This is a genomic window from Cytobacillus sp. FSL W8-0315, assembly GCF_038002905.1.
GTDB classification, from domain to species: domain Bacteria; phylum Bacillota; class Bacilli; order Bacillales; family Cytobacillaceae; genus Cytobacillus; species Cytobacillus pseudoceanisediminis.
The window spans coordinates 1565653-1588216 of record NZ_JBBOOC010000001.1 but is presented as its reverse complement, the minus strand read 5'-3'; the positions used below and the strand labels follow the sequence as shown (position 1 = coordinate 1588216).

Here is a 22564-nt window from a genome sequence, read left to right as displayed (position 1 = left end):
TATGAAATCCTTCATATTCATTTTTACCTTATAGATTACTCTTTGAAAAAGGAGGGATAATTGTGGATAAAGTAAATCCTTTTCCATATGCATCCGATAATAAACGGTACCATACATGGAATTATCATTTGCGTAATGAATTTGGCCATAAGGTTTTCAAGGTGGCACTCGATGGCGGCTTTGATTGCCCCAACCGTGATGGCACAGTCGCACATGGGGGATGTACATTCTGCAGTGCATCCGGTTCGGGAGACTTTGCCGGGAACCGTGCTGATGATTTGGAAACACAATTTAATGCAATAAAAACAAAAATGCATCATAAATGGAAAGATGGAAAATACATGGCTTATTTTCAGGCCTTTACGAATACTCATGCCCCTGTGGAAGTGCTTCGTGATATGTATGAGAGAGTGCTTGAGCAGGACGGAGTTGTCGGACTGTCTATTGCGACCCGCCCTGACTGTCTGCCTGATGATGTAGTCGAATATCTGGCAGAGCTTAATCAGCGAACTTATCTCTGGGTAGAACTGGGCTTACAAACTGTGCATGAACGGACTGCCCTTTTAATTAACCGCGCTCATGATTATCAATGCTATGCAGAGGGAGTAAAGAAGCTCCGCAAACATGGCATCCGCATCTGTTCCCACATCATTAATGGCCTTCCGCTTGAAACACCGGATATGATGATGGAAACCGCACGGGAAGTTGCAAAACTGGATGTGCAGGGGATAAAAATTCATCTCCTTCATTTATTAAAAGGAACCCCGATGGTTAAACAATTTGAAAAAGGCATGCTTGAGTTTCTGTCACTTAATGAATATGTAAACTTAGTATGTGACCAGCTGGAGATTTTACCTCCGGAAATGATTGTACACCGAATAACAGGAGATGGGCCAATCGACTTGATGATCGGGCCAATGTGGAGCGTAAATAAGTGGGAAGTGCTAAATAGCATTGATGCGGAATTAAAGCGCAGAAACAGCTGGCAAGGCAAACTTTACAATCCAAGCCAAATGGAGGCATTGTCATGAAGCTTGAAAGAATCTTACCTTATGCAAGACAGCTGCTTGAGAAAGCAGTATCACCTGGAGATATCGTTATTGATGCCACTTTGGGCAACGGACATGATACAGTATTTCTGGCGGATCTGGTAGGACATAATGGAAGAGTTTACGGTTTCGATATTCAGGAAGAAGCTGTCCAGAATACAAAAACGCGCCTGGCTGATCATGACCTGTCAGACAGGGCTACCCTTTTCCATACAGGACATGAATTCATTCTTGAGAATGTGCCGCCTGTGCATCATGGAAAAATAACTGCAGCCATTTTTAATTTAGGTTACCTGCCCGGCGGTGATAAAGATATTGTCACCCGTCCGCAGACAACCATTTCTGCCATCGATCAGCTTTTGGAACTGATGGCTCCGGAGGGGATTATTCTTTTAGTGATTTATCACGGCCATATTGAGGGAGCTGTTGAGCGTGATTATCTGCTCAGATATGTAAGGCAGCTGGATCAAAGCCTCGTCCATGTATTGCAATACCAGTTTATTAATCAAAAAAATAACCCGCCGTTTATTGTAGTTATTGAAAAACGGTAAAAGCCTGCAAAAAATGCAGGCTTTTTATTATTTTTCAATCGCTCCTGAAAAGCCCGCAGGCATCATCTTCTGCAAAGTACGGTAAGCTCTGCCGTTCACATAAAAGAAAAAGCTTACCATGCCGCCTGTTCTGATCATGCTTTTGGCTAATCTTCTGACATTCCGCTGCTTCCGGACCTTCTCATCGGATAGATAAACCCCGAGCAAGCCGCGATTAATCAGTTTATGGAAATGTTTATGAGGCAGCTTTTCAGTATGCTTATCTGCTTCGGCAACAAAATGCTTCAATCTCGAAAACAGTTTTTCTTCGTTCTCATAGTAAAAGCAAAAATTCAAGTCTCCACCGGCTTTGTCCTCTTCCTGATCAATCAGATAATCAAGAAGAATGTGGAGACCCTGGATGTATGGAAAATAACCATTTCGTATATTTACCGCATGCTCCGCTTCAAAATCATCTCTCAGTGCGTAGGAAACAAGGCAAAAAATCCCCAAAGTAGATCCCGAGCAAGCAGAGAACTCATACCATTCCATCTCAGGAATATCAGACCGATATTGGTCAAACCAGTTCTGCAGACGGGGAACTCGTTCTTCCACCACAACATGCTTATGTATTTGCAGATCACAATAGTATCGGCATAATTCAAGCAGATGGCTTTTTATATGTCTGTAATGCCTCAGACTGGACAGCACTTCCCTGCAGACTCCTGCCAAATCTGCAAGATAGTTTCCATCATCCTGTTCATTTCTCAGCCGATAATAATTTTTTTCTGCTGCATCGGTATCGAGGGCATCCTCCATTGACTCGTGCAGTGCCGCAAAGTCCCGGGGATCAAGTGAAGTGCTCCGATCGCAGAGATTGTCCAAATAATCACTGATTGTCTGATATGCGACGATGAACTTAACCGCTTGTTCATATTTTTCCTTGGCCATTAATGACATAATAGCTCCGCCTTCACAGTGGAAGGTTTTATGCTCAATGCTGGCAAGAGCCTGCTTTCTTAACTCCTGATCAGGAATGGCTTCCGCTCTGCTTTTCCAGTATGCTAGTTCCTTATGTACCGCAGGAAGAACCTTCCTGTAGACATGTGACATTAAGCTAATTGGCATGGAAGGGACACTCATGACATGATAAACCTCCTTTTGCTTAGGGATAGGTGAACAGTTTCTTATATTAAGCTGCACCCCTCCATAATTAAAACACCGTCCTTAAACCACATAACCAAGCGCTTTTAATTGGCTGTTAACGAAATCCTTCGCGTATTCAAAGACTTCTTCACGCTCAGGTTCATTAAAGACTTCATGGTAGCATTTAGGCCATTCTTTGAACCTTTTCTCTGAGAAGGGCGCAAGGTTAAACCATTCTCTGACAGTTGTTTTATTTACGATCTTATCATCGCCGCCCTGTAATACAAGGAGGGGCACATCCTGGATCTTATCAAGATTCTCAAAGGCAAGCTTTATTGCAGAAACAAGTTCCCTGTACCATCTGACCGAAACTTTTGTCACATAAAGAGAATCATTTAAATCAGCATCAAGGACGTCCTGATTCCGCGTCGCCATGTCAACGGATAATCCGGCATCCATTTTCAGGCCAGGCATCACAGAATTGAGTCCAAGCGATAAGAAGTTCAGAAATTTTGAAGGCTGTTGAACCAAGCCTAAGCATGGGGAGGACAGAATTACCCCAGCGAGATTCATCCTTTCCTCCTGCAGCAGGCGAATGGCAATCAGACCGCCCATGCTGTGCCCTAAAAGAAAGACCGGCAATTCAAATTCATAGGCAGCATGTACCCAATCCTGAACTTCAAGTATATATTCATCAAAGGAGTCAATATGGCCTCTTCTGGATCTTGAAGTCATCCCCTGGCCAGGAAGATCTCCCATAATGACATGGAAACCGGCCAAGCGCCACATTTCAATCAGCCAGCCATAACGGCGGTGATGCTCCATTGCCCCATGCACCATGACAATAACGCCCTTTGCATCTCCTTCAGTTTCCCATTTCCACATAGTCAATCCTCCCAGCCTTTTTACGTACTGTCTTTTGTATATATATTATAGCCTAGATGCTGAAATTGTTCATGAATCAACCCTTTGTAAAATTGGAATTCTTTTTGCCAAAATAACGTTTATCATGCCTCTTATGATAAAATCAAAATAATCAAACTTCATATAGGAGTGTTTCACATGATCTATCCATATAAAGATAAAGAACCTAAAATTGCAGAATCCGCATTTATTGCAGATTTTACTACCATTACCGGCGATGTTGAAATTGGCGAGGATTCCAGCGTTTGGTTCAACTCCGTTATACGCGGAGATGTAGCACCAACAATCATCGGCAAAAAAGTCAATATCCAGGACAATTCCGTCCTGCATCAAAGCCCGAATAACCCGCTGATATTGGAAGATGAAGTGACAGTTGGCCATCAGGTAATCCTTCATAGCTGCATTGTCCGCAAAAAGGCTTTAATAGGAATGGGCTCAATTGTATTAGATCAGGCTGAAATCGGAGAGGGAGCATTCATTGGTGCAGGGAGCCTTGTTCCACAGGGAAAGAAAATTCCTCCCAATACACTTGCATTCGGAAGGCCCGCAAAAGTGATCCGCGAGCTGACACCAGAAGATATCAAAGATATGGAACGGATCAGCAGGGAGTACGCCGAAAAAGGGCAGTACTATAAGTCTTTGCAGAAAAAGCCTGAATAACTCACCTGCCCCCTATTATAGAATGGGAAAACAGCCGATAATAAACATAAGGCAATACCAATGGGCGGGTGAAGAAATTGAAGATTTATATTGCGGCAATTGTTCTATTCTTATTTTTAATAGTGATATTCAGAAAAACAATGTTAAAAACGGCACCAATGTTTTTACTTGTCTTCATCCTGATTTCTGGTGCATTTGTTTATGACAACCTTTCAGGCAGCCAGCCTGCTTCAGCCGTAAACCAAATTAAATCATGGCTGTCTGAACCTGCTGAGAAAGCCAGCTCTTTCCTTGGAAACAACACTGTCGTAATAAAGATCAAGGAAGAAACAATTATAGATGCACCCGCAGTCAATCAGTTTCCTGAGCTCCCCAGAGGATGCGAGGTGACGAGCTTATCCATGCTCCTTCAGCATGCAGGAATACAGGCTGATAAAATGACACTCGCTAAAGAAATAAAGAAAAATCCTGAGCCTTATCGCATAGAAAACGGAAAAATCTATTTCGGGCACCCGAATGACGGATTCATAGGCGATATGTATTCCTTTGATAATCCAGGTCTTGGCGTTTATCATAAACCGGTAAAAGAGCTTGCGGAAAAGTACATGCCTGGCTCCATTGAAGACCTTACCGGATCCGATTTTGAAGACTTAAAGATCCATTTGTCAGACGGCAGGCCTGTCTGGGTTATTATCAACACAGCCTATAAACAGCTTTCTGATGACTTTTTCCAGACCTGGCATACGCCAAGCGGAAAAATACAGATTACCTATAAAGAGCATTCAGTCCTGCTCACAGGGTATGATCAGGAATACATGTATTTCAACGATCCGCTCACAGGAGAGAAAAATAAAAAAGCACCCAAAAACGATTTTGAAAAAGCATGGGTGCAGATGGGCAAACAGGCTATTACCTATCTCCCATAAGAAAAGCGGAAGCGCCTTGCCCACGAAAGAACGCAGACTAAGATCGCCGCGACCTCCCAAAACCTAACGTTTTCGGTCGTGCGATTTTTATGCTAACGAAGCATTCCTTATCCTGCGGCCTCAAGCACAAGACGAGCATTCCGGAAAGACGTCCTTTGCCTTTTGTGAGGGAGTGTCTTATCTTTCGTCCCTAGGAGCCTCAGCTAGACAAGCTTGTGATCTCGAGGTGGGAGGCTGCTTGCGCCAGACAATTATCTGACTTAAAAAATTTATACATTCTTATAATTAATAAAAACGTCCACCAGGTTTTCACCTGATGGACGTTTTTATTTTTAGCCTTTAAGCGGCTGCAAGTCTTTATTTAACAAATACTCTTTCTCGAAAGAATACTTTTTCTCCACATATACCTGATGCCAAACCATGAACATAAGAACTGTCCAGATTTTGCGGCTATTGTCCGCTTTATCCTGACAATGGTCTTCTAGCAGCTGCAGTACGTAATCTTTATTAATTAGATGATCTGTGCTGCTTTCACGAATGATATTTTTCGCCCATTCATTCATCTCGTCTTTCAGCCAGTGGCGGATTGGCACAGGGAATCCAAGCTTCTTGCGGTTCAGCACATGGTCTGGAACGACTCCTTCAGCAGCTTTGCGAAGAATATACTTCGTAGTTCCATTGGCCGTTTTCAGGCTGGTCGGAATTTTGGAAGCCACTTCAAACACTTCTTTATCAAGGAACGGAACACGAAGCTCGAGAGAATGAGCCATCGTCATTTTGTCCGCTTTCAATAGAATGTCTCCGCGCATCCACGTATGAATATCGATATACTGCATGCGGTCAACCGGATCATAGCCCCGGCTTTCTTCATATAGCGGTTTAGTGATATCCGTATAATTTAAGCTGTCTTTATATACATGAAGCAGGCTGCGCTTCTCTTGCTCTGTAAACATTTTTGCATTTCCAATGTAGCGCTCTTCCATTGGTGTTACACCGCGTTCGATAAAGCTTTTCCCCTTCATTCCCTCTGGCATCATGTTTGCAATCATGCGTAGAAGCTTTTTGCCGATGGCAGGAATTTTATTGAAGACTTCCAGGGATTGTGGTTCACGGTAAATATTATAGCCGCCAAATAGCTCATCAGCGCCCTCACCTGAAAGTACAACCGTTACATGCTTGCGTGCTTCTCTTGCTACAAAATAAAGGGGCACACAAGCCGGGTCAGCAAGCGGATCGTCCATATGCCACATGATTCTCGGAATCTCATTCATGTATTCCTCAGGAGTTATGATGTAGCTGATGTTTTCGACACCCAGCTTTTCCGCTGTTTCTTTCGCTACATCCACCTCGCTGAAGCCATTGCGTTCAAACCCGACGGAGAATGTTTTAATAGCAGGATGGAATTCTTTCGCAATGGAAGCAATGATGGAAGAATCTATTCCGCCTGAAAGAAATGAACCTACCGGAACATCGGCACGCATATGCATTTTGACTGAGTCGAACAAAACATCTCTAATTTCTTTCGTGAAATCAGCTTCTGACTTCTGCGCTGGATGGAAAGCAGCTTTCCAATATCGCTTAATATCCATTTGAGCACCAATTTTTTTAGTAAAATAATGGCCAGGCTCAAGCTTATGGATTCCCTCTGACATCGTGTTTGGCTCAGGCACAAACTGATAGGTCAGATAATGCTGGAGGGAGTCATAGTTTAATACATCATTTTGAAGAGCCAAAAGAATGCTCTTCTTCTCTGATCCAAAGAACGTGCGGTCTCCCTTATCGTAATAAAAGAAAGGCTTAATCCCAAATGGATCTCTGGCTCCATATAGAGACTGTTCCTGTTTATCCCAAATGACAAACGCAAACATACCGCGCAATTTTTCAACAGCCTTTTCTTTCATATGGCTGTAAAGGGCAATTATGACTTCTGTATCGGAGCTTGTTTCAAAGCTTAATCCAGCTTTGAGAAGTTCTTCACGAAGTTCCACATAGTTATAGATTTCACCATTAAAGATAATCCAATAACGCTCATTCTCGTATGTCAGCGGCTGGTGTCCGCTTTCGATATCGATAATGCTCAGCCGGCGGAAGCCGAATTGAATATGGTCATCAAAATAGTATCCTGAATCATCGGGACCCCGATGGGTAATGATATCATTCATATTTTGGAACTGTTCTTTATCTGCGTCACGGTAATTTTGTGCTTTTTCATGTACACAACCAATAAAACCACACATTATGTACGTCACCTACTCCATTCTTTTCTCAATATTTAGATACAGCCTTAACGGCTCCTTTTTCTTAGAAAACATACCCTATAATACTACCACTAATCATTTATAATTAGCACGTGGAATATAAAAAAAATATGCACGGAAAATTAAGCCATTATCCGAAGTTTATACGATAACATATAATTATAAACGACTAAAGAGCATAAAGACCGAAAAGTGAATAAACACCCTTTATGTATAATGACGCAAAAAAGAAAGCGGGAGTTACATTGATTAATGCAACTCCCGCTTTTTATATTTTTGTCTCCCCCTTAAAGTATCGGGGATGGCCAAAGAGCTTCCGCTTTTCTATTAAGCTTCAGAGCGAAGGATTTCAGCTTTGTCCGTACGCTCCCAAGGAAGATCAACATCTGTACGTCCGAAGTGTCCGTAAGCAGCTGTCTGCTTGTAAATTGGGCGGCGAAGGCCAAGCATGTTAATAATTCCTGCAGGGCGAAGATCAAAGTGCTTTCTAACTAGATCAACTAGTACATCTTCATCGACTTTGCCTGTTCCGAATGTATCAACAGAAATCGACACTGGCTGTGCTACACCAATCGCATAAGCAAGCTGAACTTCCACTTTCTCAGCTAAACCTGCTGCCACAAGGTTCTTCGCTACATAACGAGCAGCATAAGCAGCAGAGCGGTCAACCTTTGTAGGATCCTTACCGGAGAACGCGCCTCCGCCATGACGGGCATATCCGCCGTAAGTATCAACAATGATTTTGCGTCCAGTCAGGCCTGCATCCCCTTGAGGTCCGCCGATTACAAAACGTCCTGTTGGGTTGATGAAATACTTTGTATTCTCATCGATTAGTTCTTTGGGAACAACCGGGTTAATAACATGCTCCTTAAGATTGCGCTGGATTTGTTCCAGGCTGATCTCAGGGTGATGCTGGGTAGAAATAACGATTGTGTCAATGCGGACTGGCTTGTCATTTTCATCATACTCAACCGTTACCTGAGTTTTTCCGTCCGGACGAAGGTAAGGAAGAATTTCTTCTTTACGAACTTCAGTCAGACGGCGGGAAAGTTTATGTGCTAAAGAAATCGGAAGAGGCATTAGCTCTTTCGTTTCGTTGCATGCAAAACCGAACATTAAACCCTGGTCCCCTGCACCGATTGCTTCGATTTCCTGATCACTCATTTGTCCTTCCCTTGCTTCAAGAGCCTGGTCAACACCCATTGCAATATCTGCTGACTGCTCATCAATGGAAGTTAAAACTGCACATGTTTCGGAATCGAAACCATATTTAGCACGGGTATAACCGATTTCTTTTACCGTTTCACGAACGATTTTTGGAATATCTACGTATGTAGATGTTGTGATTTCACCTGCAACTAATACAAGTCCAGTTGTTACAGAAGTCTCTGCAGCAACACGGGCATTCGCATCTTTAGCTAAAATCGCATCTAAGATTGCATCAGAAATTTGGTCACAGATTTTATCCGGATGACCTTCAGTAACTGATTCAGAAGTAAACAAACGACGCTTTGTTGACATCTGGCTTCCTCCTTATAAATAGAAAATTGAGCGAGAATTAAGAAATGGGGAAGCGGAAAAGAACTTTTCCCTGTCATTTCATGGATCTCTGTTTGATACGGAACTCATTCCCTTAGTAGTATGAAATAAACATGGAGTTTTTATTAGAAAAATAGGCATCGCTGGCTAGAAAGCCAGGCATCCATCTTTTCTTATGCCTCTCTGCAAGCTGCTAAAAACTCACATAAATAGTACATTCCAAAAGCCGTTCATCCCATTGCCTGTGCAAAATAAAAAACCTTCTCAATAGTGAAAAGGTTGAAAGCAAATCGATTCGCGCCTTTCACTCTTATCGTTCAAGGAATTACGTCCTTGCGTCAGGTTAGCACCTTTGCTGATAAATGCCTTTTAGCAGGTTGCTGGGTTTCATAGGGCCTGTCCCTCCACCAGCTCGGGATAAGAGAGTATCCGTTCAAGGTTGAATCATACCGTATTTTATCGAATCATGTCAACAAGTTTTCATTATTTTTAACAGTAAAATTTCAGCATTGAAAATTATGCTCCATGCTTACAGCGAACAGCTTCCATCATCACATTTTTTCTTTAGAAATTTATGCCTGTTTTTAGCAATCCATTTGTAGATCGGATCGCCCAGTATTGGCGTCAATGGGAGATATAAAAGGAGGCTGATTAAAAAGGAGGCAGGAAAGAGGAACAGCAGTCTCCTTACTGCAGAATAACCCTTTTTCACACCGCCCGATGGAGTAATAATATGAAGCTCTCTGCGCAGGTCATGCTTGGAAAACGAGAGAGAATCCGGGATTTTTTCATACTCCTGCAGAGAAATCCATACCACTTTATTCAGCCAATCAAGTTTTTTAAATATCTTCTTTGTTTCCTTGCATAAAGAACAAGTTTCATCATAGAGGGCAATTGTCTTCATTTTAGATCAGTCCCATGTTAAAATTAACACTTTCTTCTATATTAACATATATCAGTTATAAGGTGATTAAAGTGGAATTGCATGTCCAATTATGACATTTTTATAACATGAATAAAAAAGTTTCGTAATAGTATAGACTAATCGTTTTAATGTGTTATACTAATTTCGAGATGTAATCACTTTCATAAAAAAATCGGAAAAAAGGAAGGTATTCATCAGATGAACTCTGTAAGCATATCAAACGAATTGAGCGAATTATTAAATGGCAGCAACATTCAAGTGCAATTATCCGTTCCTCAGCTTGTGGAAAAAGTTTTAAACCGCAATGAAGGGTCCCTTACCTCTACTGGCGCCGTACGCGCTACTACAGGAAAGTATACAGGACGTTCTCCTAAAGATAAATACATTGTTGAAGAAGCATCAAATAAAGATAAAATGGATTGGGGCAGCGTAAACCAGCCTATCTCTGAAGAAGCATTCTCTAATCTTTATAATAAAGTAATCAACTACTTAAAAGAAAAAGAAGAAGTATTTGTTTTCAAAGGCTTCGCAGGCGCAGATAAAAAGCACCGCATGCCAATCCAGGTAATTAATGAATATGCCTGGCACAATCTTTTCGCACATCAGTTATTCATTCGTCCGGCAGAAGACGAGCTATTGGATCATCAAGCAGAGTTCACAGTCATTTCTGCTCCTAATTTCAAAGCAGACCCTGCAGTTGACGGCACAAAGTCCGAAACATTTATCATCATTTCATTCGAGCGCCGTACTGTTTTAATCGGTGGTACTGAATATGCAGGCGAAATGAAAAAGTCCATTTTCTCTGTTATGAACTATATGCTTCCAGAAAACGGGATCCTTCCTATGCACTGTTCCGCGAACGTTGGTCGTGAAGGAGATGTTGCTTTATTCTTCGGCTTATCCGGAACAGGGAAAACAACCTTATCTGCAGACCCTAACCGCAAGCTGATTGGGGATGACGAGCATGGCTGGTCAGCAAATGGCGTCTTCAATATTGAAGGCGGCTGCTATGCGAAATGCATTAACTTATCCCGTGAGAAAGAACCGCAAATTTTTGATGCTATCCGATTTGGGGCTGTATTGGAAAATGTGGTAGTAAACAGCGAAACTCGGGTTGCTGATTACGATGACAGCACTTTAACTGAAAATACACGTGCGGCTTACCAGCTTCAGGCCATCGATAATATTGTTGACCCAAGCATTGCCGGACATCCTAATACAATCGTATTTTTAACAGCTGACGCATTTGGCGTATTGCCTCCAATCTCTAAACTGTCAAAAGAGCAGGCAATGTACCATTTCTTAAGCGGATATACTTCCAAGCTGGCAGGAACTGAGCGCGGCATCACTTCACCGCAGGCAACGTTCTCAACTTGCTTTGGATCACCTTTCCTTCCGCTTCCTGCAAACCGTTATGCTGAAATGCTTGGCGAGAAGATCGATGAGCATAATGCAAAAGTCTTCCTGGTAAACACAGGATGGACTGGCGGAGAGTACGGAGTCGGTGAACGCATGAAACTTGCTTACACTCGTGCTATGGTGGAAGCTGCACTTGAAGGCGAACTAAACAACGTAGAAACAGTCAAAGACGAAATTTTCGGATTGGAAATTCCGCAGCACGTTACGGGTGTGCCTGACGAAGTTCTTCAGCCAAACAAAACATGGGCAGATCAGGCTGCTTATGAAGCAAAGGCAAAAGAACTCGCTGCAAAATTCCGTGAGAACTTCAAGAAGTTCACAAGCGTTTCTTCTGAAATCGAAGAAAAAGGCGGACCAATCGCATAATATAGAAAAGGAATTGCAGCTTAGCAGCAATTCCTTTTTTATATTTCATTTTATAAGTCTTCAAGCTCGAACGAATAAGTTTCTTGCATGCAGACTTATAGTCGTTGATCGGCACAGTGCGCTTCGATTAGTTCCAGTTCGCACTCTTTTTCTATTTCTCAGTAGCACTATTCCTTCTGTTTAAGTCCTTTCGCAACTCCTTTTCCTCGCTCAGCGGCACTATTCCAACTAATCATTCTTTCTCATTCCCTGATTAAAAAAGCACTATTCTCACTTGCGATTTGCAGAAATCTTTTGAACAAAAAAACGCCGGACTAAGTCCAGGCGCTCTTTAGTTTGTTGAGTTTAGAGAAACAAGCTGGTAAGTAATGAGTGTCTGGCTGTTTTCCCATTCTACTTTTCTAATAATACCCATTCCGTTCAGGTCTCCGTCAATTGTTCTTTTTACCTCGACAGGGATATCGAGCGGATATAATCGGTATCCGTCTTTGACAAGCGAAAAGAAATTTTCATCAAGTCTTTTTTCCCTTCCCTTTGTCACGATCATTGTGTTCAGCTCTAAAGGCATACCCATTGGTATCTCTCCTTCATTCTTAATATCCTTACCTCTATTTTACCCCACCTTTTTCCGCTCTGAAAGTCTTTAATTTTATCTACCCATTGCTTTTCATCCACGCACTTAAATCCTCTACTGTCTTCCGGTTCACGGCTGGCGGAAAGTAGTGGGTATATTCAGGGAAATACCAGCTGCCTACTTCTTTTTTAAGAGCCTTGAGCCTTTTTTCCAGGCGATAGGAATGCTCCACCGAAACATTATGATCCTGTTCCCCATGGATGATTAAGACAGGCGCCTCCAGCTGTTCCAGCCGAAAAAGCGGGGTGCGATATTTATACCTTTCCGGAAACTTCGTCGGGGTTCCGCCTATTACACGTTTCATCATTCTTCGGAGATCCTTGCGCTCCACATAAGTGAGAAACATATCACTGACCCCTCCCCATGTTACAATGGACGCGGCTTCCGGAAACTCGATTGCAGTAAGCAATGCCATTACGCCACCGCGGGAAAAGCCAAATATATGGACTCTTTTTACCCGTGCATGCTCCTGAAGAAGAGTGAAAGCGGCAAACGCGTCCTGTCTGTCCTCCCCTGCAAAATCTTCGTTGCCATCTCCCCCTTGGTTGCCTCTGTAAAAAGGGGCGAATACAATAAAGCCTTCACAGGCAAACTGGACAATCCGTGAAGGCCTTACTTTCCCGACATTTTTTATGCCTCCTCTCAGGTATAGGAATCCATCATATAGCTCCTCCCCCTTTGGCTCTGCCAGCAGGCCTTTTATATGTAATCCGTTTGCATGATATGTGACAACTGATAATTCGATTGCCGGATTTGGCGAAGGAAATCTCTGTTTATTTATGATTTGGCCATTTTGGAATTCCATGTCCTCATTCCCCCTCTTGAAGTAATCTGAATACGACTAATAGTATGAGCTTTATGACCTCCGCCTAAAAATGTTTCCATGGGCATTCACACATTTTTTCGATTTTCATACGATATCCTAGGCTTTTAAATCTGACTTTTTTAGCATAAGGGAGGTCTTATGGCTTATGAAAAAATGGATGAAAGTAAGCATGCTTCTTTTGCTTACGGCGATACTTATTGTTCCTTTGGCCGCTTGCGGAAAGGATGAAATGCAAAACGTCCGTATTGCCGAAGTGACACGTTCCATCTTCTATGCTCCGCAATATGTAGCCCTTGAGAAGGGTTTCTTTGAAGAAGAAGGTCTTAAAGTAGAGCTTACGACTACAGCAGGCGGAGATAAAACGATGACAGCTTTGCTTTCAGACAGCGCTGATGTGGCGCTTGTTGGCTCTGAAACATCGATTTACGTATCCGCGCAGGGCTCCAATGACCCGGTTATCAACTTTGCACAGCTAACCCAGACAGATGGAACATTTTTAGTTTCCCGCAATAAAATCGACAATTTTTCCTGGGATATGCTGAAAGGCAAAACATTCCTTGGCCAGCGCAAAGGCGGTATGCCGCAAATGGCCGGTGAGTTTGTTCTGAAAAAGCATGGAATTGATCCTCACGCAGATATGGACTTGATTCAAAATATTGATTATGCCAATATCGCTCCGGCCTTCGCTTCAGGAACAGGCGAGTTTGTTCAGCTGTTCGAGCCGACTGCCAGTGTTTTTGAAAAAGAAGGCAAAGGCTATATCGTAGCTTCTTTCGGAACAGAGTCCGGTCATGTACCATATACCACATTCATGACAAAACAAAGCTATATTGATGAAAATAAAGAAACGGTCGAAAAATTCACAAGAGCGATTTATAAAGCACAGCAATGGGTTGAGACACACAGTGCGAAAGAAACGGCAGAAACCATTCAAGGATATTTCGACAATACCGAGCTTGATATCATTGAGATGGTAGTAGACCGCTATAAGAGCCAGGGATCCTTTGCAACAGATCCTATCCTGGACACTGAAGAATGGGAAAATCTGCAGAACATCATGGACGAAGCAGGAGAGCTCCCTAAGCGCATAGAGCATGACACACTTGTCAACACAGAAATCGCTGAAGGTGTAATGAAGTAATAAACGAAAGAGGAGGCCGACATGAATTTTTTAAAGGTAGATGCTGTCCACCACACTTATTTTACGAAAACCTCTGCTGTAACGGCCCTCTCCGATATTTCGCTTGAAGTGGAGGAAGGCGAATTTGTTTCCTTCCTCGGCCCAAGCGGATGCGGCAAGACAACTTTGCTTTCCATCATAGCAGGCCTGTTTGAACCCACAGAAGGCACTGTAACACTTGAAGGAAAGCGGGTTGAAACGGCAGAAAATGAAATTGGCTATATGCTGCAGCAGGATTATCTTTTTCCCTGGAAAACGATTGAAGAAAATATCCTGCTGGGGCTGAAAATCGGGAACAGCCTTACTCCAGACAAAAAAGCTTATGCTCTGCAGCTCCTTAAGGAGATGGGATTAAAAGGTGTAGAATCACAGTTTCCGAAGCAGCTTTCAGGCGGAATGCGCCAGCGTGTTGCCCTTGTAAGAACACTTGCAACAGAACCAAAGCTGCTCATGCTTGATGAACCCTTTTCCGCATTAGATTATCAAACCAAGCTGAAGCTTGAGGATTTGGTCTCTAACACGCTTAAATCTTTTGGTAAAACAGCCATACTGGTTACCCATGATATTGGTGAGGCAATCAGCATGAGTGATCGCGTTTTTCTCTTTTCCGCAAGGCCCGGACAGCTTCATAAAACGTTTGTCATTCCGAAAGAATTAAGAGATGAAACTCCTTTTAACGCAAGAAATCATGAAGCATATCCAGCAATTTTTCAAACTATATGGAAGGAGCTGGAGTCCCTTGAGCCCGCAGGAGAACGTTAAATTCCTCCACCAGAAATATATCCAGTCGTTGAACCGTGAAAAAAAATGGGTCCGCTTCTATCAGGCTGTCATCTTTATCGTGTTTTTTTCAGGGTGGGAGCTGGCAAGCCAAAAGCAATGGATAGATCCGCTGATTTTCAGTTCGCCTTCTAAAGTATGGGGGTTATTTTTAACCAAAATCCAGGATGGTACCTTGATGGTGGATTTAGGCTATACTTTGTCAGAAACCGTTTTTGGATTCATTTTGGGTACTTTTTTAGGCACATTGCTTGCAGCCATTCTCTGGTGGTCACCGATGCTATCGAAAATAGCGGATCCCTATTTGGTTGTCCTGAATTCAATGCCAAAGGTTGCCCTTGGCCCGATATTAATCGTCGCATTAGGCCCCAGTTTTACTTCAATTGTAGCCATGGGAGCGATTATTTCCATCATCATCACAACCATTGTCGTCTATACATCTTTCAAAGAAGTAGACCCCAATTATATTAAAGTGCTTCAGACCTTTGGGGCGAATCGATTTCAAATCTTCAGGGAAGCCATTTTGCCTGCTTCATTCCCGACTATCATTTCCACTTTAAAGGTGAATGTCGGGCTATCATGGGTCGGAGTCATTGTCGGCGAATTCCTTGTATCTTCAAAAGGTCTCGGATACATGATTATTTACGGCTTCCAAGTATTCAACTTCACCCTTGTCATGCTGTCATTGCTGGTAATTGCTGTTTTTGCAACAGTGATGTATCAGCTTGTCGAACTTCTCGAGCGAAAACTGATTAAAAATGGATCTTAAAAAAACGGCACAGTGTATTGCCGTTTTTTACTTTTCCTTCATGATTTTTTCGAGGCAGTTTTCAATTACTTTATCCTTCATGATAAAACTGTATTGACTGTTCCATCTGTCTTCCAGCATGTTTCCCTCTGTCAGGATGGGACCGTCAGTTTCAAAATATTGCTCCTTTTTGTTAAGGCTCTCCACCTCTGCGAAAAAAATGGCTTTGACAAAACGTTCGGTTCCAAAGTTTACTTCATATTCACCAATAAAGTGTAAATCCTTTAAGTCCGCTCCTGTTTCTTCATATACCTCTCTTCTGGCTGCCTCATCAAGTGACTCCCCCTGTTCTCTCTTGCCGCCCGGAAATTCCCACCCCCGCTTTTTATGATTCGTCAGCAGCCATTGATCGCCATAGCGGCAAATGACCAGAACATGTCTTGGCTCTGTTCCAAAAGCTCTTTTATTAAAAGAAAATCTCACTTCCCCGCCGTTCGCATCCAAAAAGGTTTCCATACTTTTCCCTCACTCGAAAATAAATTTCTGTTGTTATCATTATATATGTTTATTATTTATTTAAAAACTTCTGGGCCTAAAGTATCAAATTACATATTTTTGAAACTTTTTTCCTTTTTTTACCGTAAAATTAGCTGACTAACCAAAATAGAGGAGTGTATACCTTGAAAAAGTCCCTTGCAATTCTTATTGGCTTCTTAATGATTCTAATGCTGGCTGCATGCAGTGAGACAGCAAAACCTGTAAATGAATCTGATGGTGGCACAGACAAGGAAGAAACCAAAGCAGAAGAAGCTTCAGAATTGACACTGGAGGAAGTTTTAACGAAATCAACCGAGGCTTCAGAAGAGCTTAAAAGCTTCTCCGTAAATATGGATATGAGCCAGGAAATGAGCTCAGGCACTGAAGGGGAAAATATGAATATCGATTCTGTCATTGACATGGATGTTACAACAGATCCAATGGCCTTCTATCAAAAGATGACTATGTCGATGGACGGCACAGAAGAGTCATATGATATCGAAAGCTATTTTACTGAAGAAGGCATGTTCCTTTATGACGCCGCCGGTAAGCAGTGGATGAAGTTCCCTAAAGAAATGTCGGATGATTTGCTTCAAATGTCCAGTCAGCAGACGAATCCTGGTGAAGAACTAAAAAAATTGCAGGAGTTCGTGGACGACTTTACGTTTGAACAGGACGCAGAAAACTACATCCTAAAGCTGAAAGCCGATGGAGAAAAATTCAATGATTTTGTGAAGGAAACAGCAGCAGAAACGCTCCCGCCTGAACTGGCCGCGAACGGAGAAATGCTTGATAACATGAAAATTAACGGCGTTGAATACGAAATCGTGATTGATAAAGAAACTTTTTATCCAAGTGTGCTGAATATGATTATGGAAATGGAAATCACGGCTGAAGGCCAGACCATCTCCATGAAGCAGAACATGAACGGCCAATACTCAAACTATAATAAGGTAGAGGCTATAGCTGTTCCGCAGGAAGTTCTTGATACAGCTGTAGAAATGGAAATGTAGAAAAGCTGAGGCATTCGCCTCAGCTTTTTATGCTACTAAATATTACTTGGCACTTCGAGAGCTTTCCAGCCTGCCCCATTCAGGTGCAGGGGGTGGGCGAGGCGCTTCCGTTTTTCTTATTTATGTTCCTCTTCGGTGAGGATCCCCATGCTTTCAATATGCTTTCTTGCTTCATCATCTCCAAGATCATAAATCATTCCATAAATTTTCTTCATTGTATCATCATAAGCATCATTTTCACGGTCATAATGGTATTGAACATAAGGAACATGGGCCCTGTAAAAATTCTGCCACTCAGTTGAATAGTTCTGGTCAAAATATTCTCTTAAGGCAATGATTTCATCATCTGTTGCCTCTATTTTAAAATTCCATGTTGAGCCAGTGGCACTTTGGGAAATCTCCCCAGAACCAAGCGTTATATAATACGTCTTTTTATTCCCTTCCAATCATGTCAGCCCCTTTTTTGTTCATTCCTGTGACACAGCTTCAACACCGGTTGCTTTATCTTAAATATCATTACTTTTTCATTTCTATAGTTATCGTATCCCACATTTATGATAAAATTATACGAAATTACGATCATTCTTCATAAGCTTACATATACTAAGTTAAATAAATGGGAAACGGCTTCTCAATTTATCCGGGTGAATATTTTCCTGCATCAGGGGTATTAAATTAAGTATACTAAATAAAACAGGCGCATTATTAAGGAGGTGTTATCATGAAACTGATTGATGAGCTATATGAACTTTACAGGAATAAGCTGACAGGTGATGAAGAGGATATCGATATGCTCGCTTTTGCTTTCTTAGAAGAAATGGACAGAGAAGACCTGCTGAATATCATCAAGGATCTCGAAAATCAGGAATTATATGATTTAATGGGGCTTTATCTGATTGAGAGCTTAAAAGGGAAATTTGCCAGTGAGAATTACGGCCAGCGCAGAAGCCCAATCATTCATCACCGTAACATACACTAAACTATACATATCCGGAATTATTAACTATCCATATTATTTAAGGCGGCGATAAGCCGCTTTTTGTTTTATTGTACATACACGCCGGGAGTAAGGTAAGCACAAAGGAAAGGCACCCGGTTTAGATTTGTTCCGAAGGCACTCTCTCTTTTTTTTTGCATACAAAAAGACCAGCTTTCCAGCCAGTCTTTGTTTATTAGCCAAGGTATGCTTTTAGCATCCAAATATGTTTCTTTAAGCTTTGCTTTACAGCAATCAGCATGTCGCCTGTTCCTTCATCTTTGGCTTCTTCTGCTAGCTCAATGGCTTCCTGAAGCTCGTCCACCATTTTTTCGAAGTCATCAACGACAGATTGGACCATCTCTTCTTCATTTTCTTTTCCTGTCGCTTCTTCGAGAGAACTGGTCTCAAGAACTTCCTTCATAGTCGCAACCGGCTTGGCTTCAAGAGCCAGGATTCTCTCAGCCAGTTCATCAACATGTACGTTGGCTTCATTATAAAGTTCTTCAAATTTTGCATGAAGGGTAAAAAAGTTTTTCCCTTTAATATACCAATGGTAATTGTGAAGCTTTACATACAGAACAGTCCAGTTTGCTACTTGCTGGTTAACAGCCTTTACCAATTCTATACTCATATAAATCATCCTCCCAACAATAGATTACCCACATTAACAAAAATCAAACCTGTACCTTGGTGATTGCGAAATCTTTCATGAAAGAGCTGCTTTCATGGTAAAATATTGAGAGAAAAGGGGGAGAAACATGTATACGGTATTAGTCATATCGATTATCATTGTGATCGTGGTACTGCTTTTAAGCGTCATTACCACTTCAAAAGCTTACCAATTCAAACATACGGTAGACCCAGTTGATCCGCTTCCTGACAGCGAGCAGGAACAAAAAGAGGCTAAAGAAGATCAAGAAGATAACCAAAACCGTTCATAAGCATACGCTATTATATATACAGCCTCCGTATAGCCGGAGGTTTTCCTTTTAAATGGACGGAAATAATATACATGTAATGAGAGGACATTGAGATGGATATATACTCCATGATGCTTACAGTATTTCTAGTATTAAATATTATCCTGGCAGCATTTGTTATCTTTCTGGAGCGAAGGGATGCAGGTGCCACATGGGCCTGGCTCATGGTTTTGTTCTTTCTTCCTCTTCTTGGTTTTTTCATGTATCTCTTCTTTGGGCAGAATTTAACCAGAAGAAAGATGTTTCAATGGGAAGACCGCAAAAAGATTGGAATTGATGAACTGCTGAACAATCAAATCAGAGGAATCAAGGAAAAGGATTTCCATTTTCGAAATGACATAATTAAAAACTCCAAGGACCTTATATATATGCATCTTGTCAATAATGATTCGGTATTAACCCAGGACAACGAGGTCAGGATTTTTACAGATGGGAAAGAGAAGTTCAATTCGCTTGTGGATGACATCAAAAATGCAGTCGATCACATCCATCTGCAATATTATATCTTCAAGAGAGATAATCTGGGGAAAAGCTTAATCAATCTTTTGACGGAAAAGGCAAAGGAAGGCGTAAAAGTAAGGCTTCTCTATGATGAACTGGGTTCAAGAAGCCTGCATAAAAGGGCGTTTAAAGAGCTGATTGCGGCAGGAGGGGAAATTGAAGCCTTTTTCCCTTCCCGGCTGCAATTTATCAACTTGAGAATTAATTACCGGAACCATCGCAAGATTGCCATTATTGACGGCCGAATTGGATATGTTGGCGGGTTTAATGTCGGGGATGAATACCTCGGGCTAAATCCAAAGTTTGGGTATTGGCGTGATACTCATTTAAGAATTAGAGGGAGTGCTGTCCATTCCCTGCAGACCCGCTTTATCCTGGACTGGAACCAGGCTTCGCACCGCCATGATATTTACTATGCTCCTAAGTATTTTCCACTGACCGAGTCTCGAGATAGCGTAGGGATGCAAATTGTTACCAGCGGTCCTGATTCGGAATGGGAACAGATTAAAAATGGGTATATAAAAATGATTTCATCGGCCCGTAAATCTATTTATATCCAAACTCCCTACTTCATTCCGGACGCTAGTCTACTGGATGCATTGAAAATAGCTGCATTATCAGGGGTGGAAGTGAACATTATGGTACCGAACAAGCCTGACCATATGTTTGTTTATTGGGCAACCTACTCCTATATAGGAGAAATGTTAAAAGCTAATGCGAACATCTATATATATGAGAATGGCTTTATCCATGCAAAAACCTTGATTGTTGACGAGAAAGTTTCGTCGGTTGGAACCGCGAATATAGATGTTAGAAGCTTCAGGCTGAATTTTGAGGTAAATGCCTTTATATATGATGAGGACGTTTCGAAAGAACTGACTGAGAGCTTTCAGGAAGATGTCCAGCTATCAACTAACCTTACTGCAGAAGATTACAGAAATAGAGCCTTAAAAATCAAATTGAAAGAATCCATTTCAAGACTTTTATCGCCGATTTTATAAGTCATGCAGTTATCGGCTTACAAAATTTTATTCTTATCTTATTATAAAAACGGGCTGACCAGTCAGCCCGTTTTCATTATGCAAAAACCTGTTTCAAATCATCCTTCGATTGATCCAGCCAGAATCTCATAAGACGTTTTGCGCCTTCAAGGTCATGAAGCTTTGCCTGTCCGCATTGCTTCTCATTTGCAGCAGGAATCTCGGTTATTTCAACCGCATCTTGCATTGTAGCTTCAAGCAGATCGATTATTTCTTCAACTGACGGCTCTCCGCTAACGACTAAATAATAGCCTGTCTGGCATCCCATCGGGGAAATATCAATAATATCAAAATGATCATAATTCTCTGCATGCGTACGGATATTAAAAGCGAGCAGATGCTCAAGTGTATGAATGACATCCGGCTTCATCGCCTGCTTATTTGGCTGACAGAAACGGATATCAAACTTGTTAACTAAACCGTCACTTCCCACTTTATGGACACCGCAGTGCCTCACGTATGGAGCTTTAACAGCATTGTGATCCAACTCGAAACTTTCTACTGAAGGCATTCAAAACACTCCCCTAAAGTTTTCCTTTTATTATAACGCAATATCCGACTAAATTCATCAAATTAATATGAAAATTATGACGTTTTCACGATTATATGTTATTTTAAAAGAAAATATGATTTAACCAGGAAAGGTAATGCCATGTTAAAAAAAATAATGATTTCGATATTTCGTTTCTATCAAATTGCGATTTCACCGCTAAAGCCTCCAACATGCCGTTTTTATCCGACATGTTCCCATTATGGGCTGGAGTCTGTTAAGCGATTTGGCGCCTTAAAGGGCGGCTGGCTGACTATAAAACGGATCCTTAAATGTCATCCCTTTCATCCAGGCGGTGTTGACCTTGTTCCGGAGGAATGGCCCAAAAAGAAAAAGAATTAACCCTCGTATCCGTCCACTACCAGGTCAAGCTTGCCTGTGCCAGGATGAATAACAAGCCCATGCACAGGCACATCTGCCGGCATCAATGGATGCTTTTTCACCATATGGACGCTATGGGACACACTATCCTCTACATTTTCAAAGCCTCTTAGCCAGTCTTCTGCAGCGATTCCTGAGTATGTCATCGTATCCAATGCATCCTCAGTAATGCCTCTCTCCTTCATGCTGCTGACAACCGCATCTGCTTTCATTCCGCTCATGCCACAGTCATGATGGCCAATAACAAACACTTCTTTTGCCTGCAGCTGGTAAACAGCTACTAAAATGCTTCTCATAATACTTCCAAACGGATGTGTTACTAAAGCTCCCGCATTTTTGATAATTTTCACATCACCATTTCTTACATTGAGCGCTTTTGGCAAAAGCTCCACTAAACGAGTGTCCATGCAAGTCAAGATAACCATTTTCTTATTAGGGAATTTCGTTGTTTCAAACTCTTCATACTTTTTTTCTTCAACAAACTGCTGGTTATGGTTTAAGATTTCTTCTAAAAGTTTCAATTGTTCCACTCCCTGACTTTTATGTATTTTTTTGCTTTGAGCAGGCATAAATGCTGCAATACTTGACAAAAAGATGTCAATACTAATGATGACCTTTAACAGGCATCTATATTTATGATACATAAAGCTGGAGCTTCAAACAAATTTTTATT

General features: G+C 41.7%; 25 protein-coding genes and 1 riboswitch. Of the genes, 13 read left to right on the top strand and 12 right to left on the bottom strand.

Going from position 1 to position 22564, the window contains the following annotated elements:
* Window positions 1–62: 62 nt before the first annotated feature.
* Together MKY20_RS08170 and MKY20_RS08165 are read left to right on the top strand one after the other, a co-directional pair.
* Complete coding sequence (locus tag MKY20_RS08170; protein ID WP_009333376.1) at window positions 63–1031, top strand: TIGR01212 family radical SAM protein; 969 nt, start codon at window positions 63–65, stop codon at window positions 1029–1031.
* Complete coding sequence (locus MKY20_RS08165; protein ID WP_251266963.1) at window positions 1028–1600, top strand: class I SAM-dependent methyltransferase; 573 nt, start codon at window positions 1028–1030, stop codon at window positions 1598–1600. The genes MKY20_RS08170 and MKY20_RS08165 overlap by 4 nt, the downstream gene beginning before the upstream one ends.
* A 27-nt stretch (window positions 1601–1627) precedes the next feature.
* On the opposite strand, the gene MKY20_RS08160 is transcribed toward MKY20_RS08165, so the two are convergent.
* Window positions 1628–2722 (bottom strand): tetraprenyl-beta-curcumene synthase family protein, encoded by a 1095-nt coding sequence (locus MKY20_RS08160; RefSeq protein WP_251174703.1) that lies wholly within the window; start codon window positions 2720–2722, stop codon window positions 1628–1630.
* A gap of 84 nt (window positions 2723–2806) precedes the next feature.
* On the bottom strand, window positions 2807–3610 hold the full coding sequence (locus MKY20_RS08155) for an alpha/beta hydrolase (RefSeq protein WP_009333379.1): 804 nt from the start codon (window positions 3608–3610) through the stop codon (window positions 2807–2809).
* Between the two features lie 177 nt (window positions 3611–3787).
* On the opposite strand from MKY20_RS08155, the gene MKY20_RS08150 reads away from it, so the two are divergent.
* The gene (locus tag MKY20_RS08150) at window positions 3788–4309 is read left to right on the top strand and encodes a gamma carbonic anhydrase (protein ID WP_009333380.1); all 522 of its coding nucleotides are present in this window, start codon (window positions 3788–3790) and stop codon (window positions 4307–4309) included.
* A 77-nt stretch (window positions 4310–4386) separates the two neighbouring features.
* A complete protein-coding gene (locus MKY20_RS08145; protein ID WP_192907805.1) occupies window positions 4387–5235 on the top strand; it encodes a C39 family peptidase in 849 nt (282 codons plus the stop codon).
* Between the two features lie 332 nt (window positions 5236–5567).
* Here MKY20_RS08145 and asnB read toward each other — a convergent pair whose 3' ends face one another.
* From asnB to MKY20_RS08130, 3 genes are all read right to left on the bottom strand, one after another.
* Entirely contained in the window at window positions 5568–7472 is a 1905-nt protein-coding gene (asnB, locus tag MKY20_RS08140) for an asparagine synthase (glutamine-hydrolyzing) (RefSeq protein WP_251266965.1), read from the bottom strand.
* A 348-nt stretch (window positions 7473–7820) separates the two neighbouring features.
* Entirely contained in the window at window positions 7821–9014 is a 1194-nt protein-coding gene (gene metK / locus MKY20_RS08135) for a methionine adenosyltransferase (RefSeq protein WP_009333385.1), read from the bottom strand.
* A 325-nt stretch (window positions 9015–9339) separates the two neighbouring features.
* A riboswitch (SAM riboswitch) is annotated at window positions 9340–9456 on the bottom strand.
* A gap of 105 nt (window positions 9457–9561) precedes the next feature.
* Window positions 9562–9936 (bottom strand): thiol-disulfide oxidoreductase DCC family protein, encoded by a 375-nt coding sequence (locus MKY20_RS08130; protein ID WP_009333386.1) that lies wholly within the window; start codon window positions 9934–9936, stop codon window positions 9562–9564.
* A gap of 219 nt (window positions 9937–10155) precedes the next feature.
* On the opposite strand from MKY20_RS08130, the gene pckA reads away from it, so the two are divergent.
* Window positions 10156–11742, top strand: coding sequence for a phosphoenolpyruvate carboxykinase (ATP) (gene pckA / locus MKY20_RS08125; protein ID WP_009333387.1), 1587 nt, complete (start codon window positions 10156–10158; stop codon window positions 11740–11742).
* Between the two features lie 331 nt (window positions 11743–12073).
* On the opposite strand, the gene MKY20_RS08120 is transcribed toward pckA, so the two are convergent.
* Both MKY20_RS08120 and MKY20_RS08115 read right to left on the bottom strand, forming a co-directional pair.
* Window positions 12074–12316: a DUF2584 domain-containing protein gene (locus tag MKY20_RS08120; RefSeq protein WP_009333388.1), complete on the bottom strand. Its 243-nt coding sequence runs from the start codon at window positions 12314–12316 to the stop codon at window positions 12074–12076.
* A gap of 79 nt (window positions 12317–12395) precedes the next feature.
* Window positions 12396–13181 carry an alpha/beta hydrolase family protein gene (locus MKY20_RS08115; RefSeq protein ID WP_009333389.1) on the bottom strand — a complete coding sequence of 262 codons (786 nt, stop codon included), beginning with the start codon at window positions 13179–13181 and terminating at the stop codon, window positions 12396–12398.
* A 166-nt stretch (window positions 13182–13347) separates the two neighbouring features.
* Here MKY20_RS08115 and MKY20_RS08110 point away from each other — a divergent pair, with 166 nt between their 5' ends.
* The 3 genes from MKY20_RS08110 to MKY20_RS08100 are packed head-to-tail and all read left to right on the top strand — an operon-like array spanning window position 13348 to window position 15931.
* The gene (locus MKY20_RS08110; protein WP_009333390.1) at window positions 13348–14343 is read left to right on the top strand and encodes an ABC transporter substrate-binding protein; all 996 of its coding nucleotides are present in this window, start codon (window positions 13348–13350) and stop codon (window positions 14341–14343) included.
* Window positions 14344–14364: 21 nt separating this feature from the next.
* Window positions 14365–15144, top strand: coding sequence for an ABC transporter ATP-binding protein (locus MKY20_RS08105; protein WP_009333391.1), 780 nt, complete (start codon window positions 14365–14367; stop codon window positions 15142–15144).
* A complete protein-coding gene (locus tag MKY20_RS08100) occupies window positions 15122–15931 on the top strand; it encodes an ABC transporter permease (RefSeq protein WP_009333392.1) in 810 nt (269 codons plus the stop codon). The genes MKY20_RS08105 and MKY20_RS08100 overlap by 23 nt, the downstream gene beginning before the upstream one ends.
* Before the next feature lie 27 nt (window positions 15932–15958).
* Here the strand turns inward: MKY20_RS08100 and ytkD are convergent, their stop codons facing one another.
* Window positions 15959–16426 carry an RNA deprotection pyrophosphohydrolase gene (gene ytkD, locus MKY20_RS08095; protein WP_019383006.1) on the bottom strand — a complete coding sequence of 156 codons (468 nt, stop codon included), beginning with the start codon at window positions 16424–16426 and terminating at the stop codon, window positions 15959–15961.
* Window positions 16427–16590: 164 nt separating this feature from the next.
* Here ytkD and MKY20_RS08090 point away from each other — a divergent pair, with 164 nt between their 5' ends.
* Entirely contained in the window at window positions 16591–17460 is an 870-nt protein-coding gene (locus MKY20_RS08090) for a DUF6612 family protein (protein WP_019383005.1), read from the top strand.
* Window positions 17461–17576: 116 nt separating this feature from the next.
* On the opposite strand, the gene MKY20_RS08085 is transcribed toward MKY20_RS08090, so the two are convergent.
* Window positions 17577–17906 (bottom strand): hypothetical protein, encoded by a 330-nt coding sequence (locus MKY20_RS08085; protein WP_009333395.1) that lies wholly within the window; start codon window positions 17904–17906, stop codon window positions 17577–17579.
* Between the two features lie 275 nt (window positions 17907–18181).
* Here MKY20_RS08085 and MKY20_RS08080 point away from each other — a divergent pair, with 275 nt between their 5' ends.
* A complete protein-coding gene (locus tag MKY20_RS08080) occupies window positions 18182–18439 on the top strand; it encodes a DUF6154 family protein (protein WP_009333396.1) in 258 nt (85 codons plus the stop codon).
* A gap of 193 nt (window positions 18440–18632) precedes the next feature.
* On the opposite strand, the gene MKY20_RS08075 is transcribed toward MKY20_RS08080, so the two are convergent.
* Complete coding sequence (locus MKY20_RS08075; protein WP_019383004.1) at window positions 18633–19070, bottom strand: Dps family protein; 438 nt, start codon at window positions 19068–19070, stop codon at window positions 18633–18635.
* A 127-nt stretch (window positions 19071–19197) separates the two neighbouring features.
* Here MKY20_RS08075 and ytzI point away from each other — a divergent pair, with 127 nt between their 5' ends.
* Window positions 19198–19380, top strand: a complete 183-nt coding sequence (gene ytzI, locus MKY20_RS08070) for a YtzI protein (RefSeq protein WP_019383003.1) — start codon at window positions 19198–19200, stop codon at window positions 19378–19380.
* Between the two features lie 92 nt (window positions 19381–19472).
* Window positions 19473–20921 carry a cardiolipin synthase gene (gene cls, locus MKY20_RS08065; RefSeq protein ID WP_341000867.1) on the top strand — a complete coding sequence of 483 codons (1449 nt, stop codon included), beginning with the start codon at window positions 19473–19475 and terminating at the stop codon, window positions 20919–20921.
* Window positions 20922–20997: 76 nt separating this feature from the next.
* Here the strand turns inward: cls and MKY20_RS08060 are convergent, their stop codons facing one another.
* Window positions 20998–21471 carry an S-ribosylhomocysteine lyase gene (locus MKY20_RS08060; RefSeq protein ID WP_251266966.1) on the bottom strand — a complete coding sequence of 158 codons (474 nt, stop codon included), beginning with the start codon at window positions 21469–21471 and terminating at the stop codon, window positions 20998–21000.
* Between the two features lie 141 nt (window positions 21472–21612).
* Here MKY20_RS08060 and yidD point away from each other — a divergent pair, with 141 nt between their 5' ends.
* Window positions 21613–21852, top strand: coding sequence for a membrane protein insertion efficiency factor YidD (gene yidD / locus MKY20_RS08055; protein WP_019383001.1), 240 nt, complete (start codon window positions 21613–21615; stop codon window positions 21850–21852).
* Here the strand turns inward: yidD and MKY20_RS08050 are convergent.
* Window positions 21849–22412, bottom strand: a complete 564-nt coding sequence (locus MKY20_RS08050; protein WP_026041815.1) for a beta-class carbonic anhydrase — start codon at window positions 22410–22412, stop codon at window positions 21849–21851. The two genes, yidD and MKY20_RS08050, sit on opposite strands and share 4 nt — an antisense overlap.
* Between the last annotated feature and the right edge of the window lie 152 nt (window positions 22413–22564).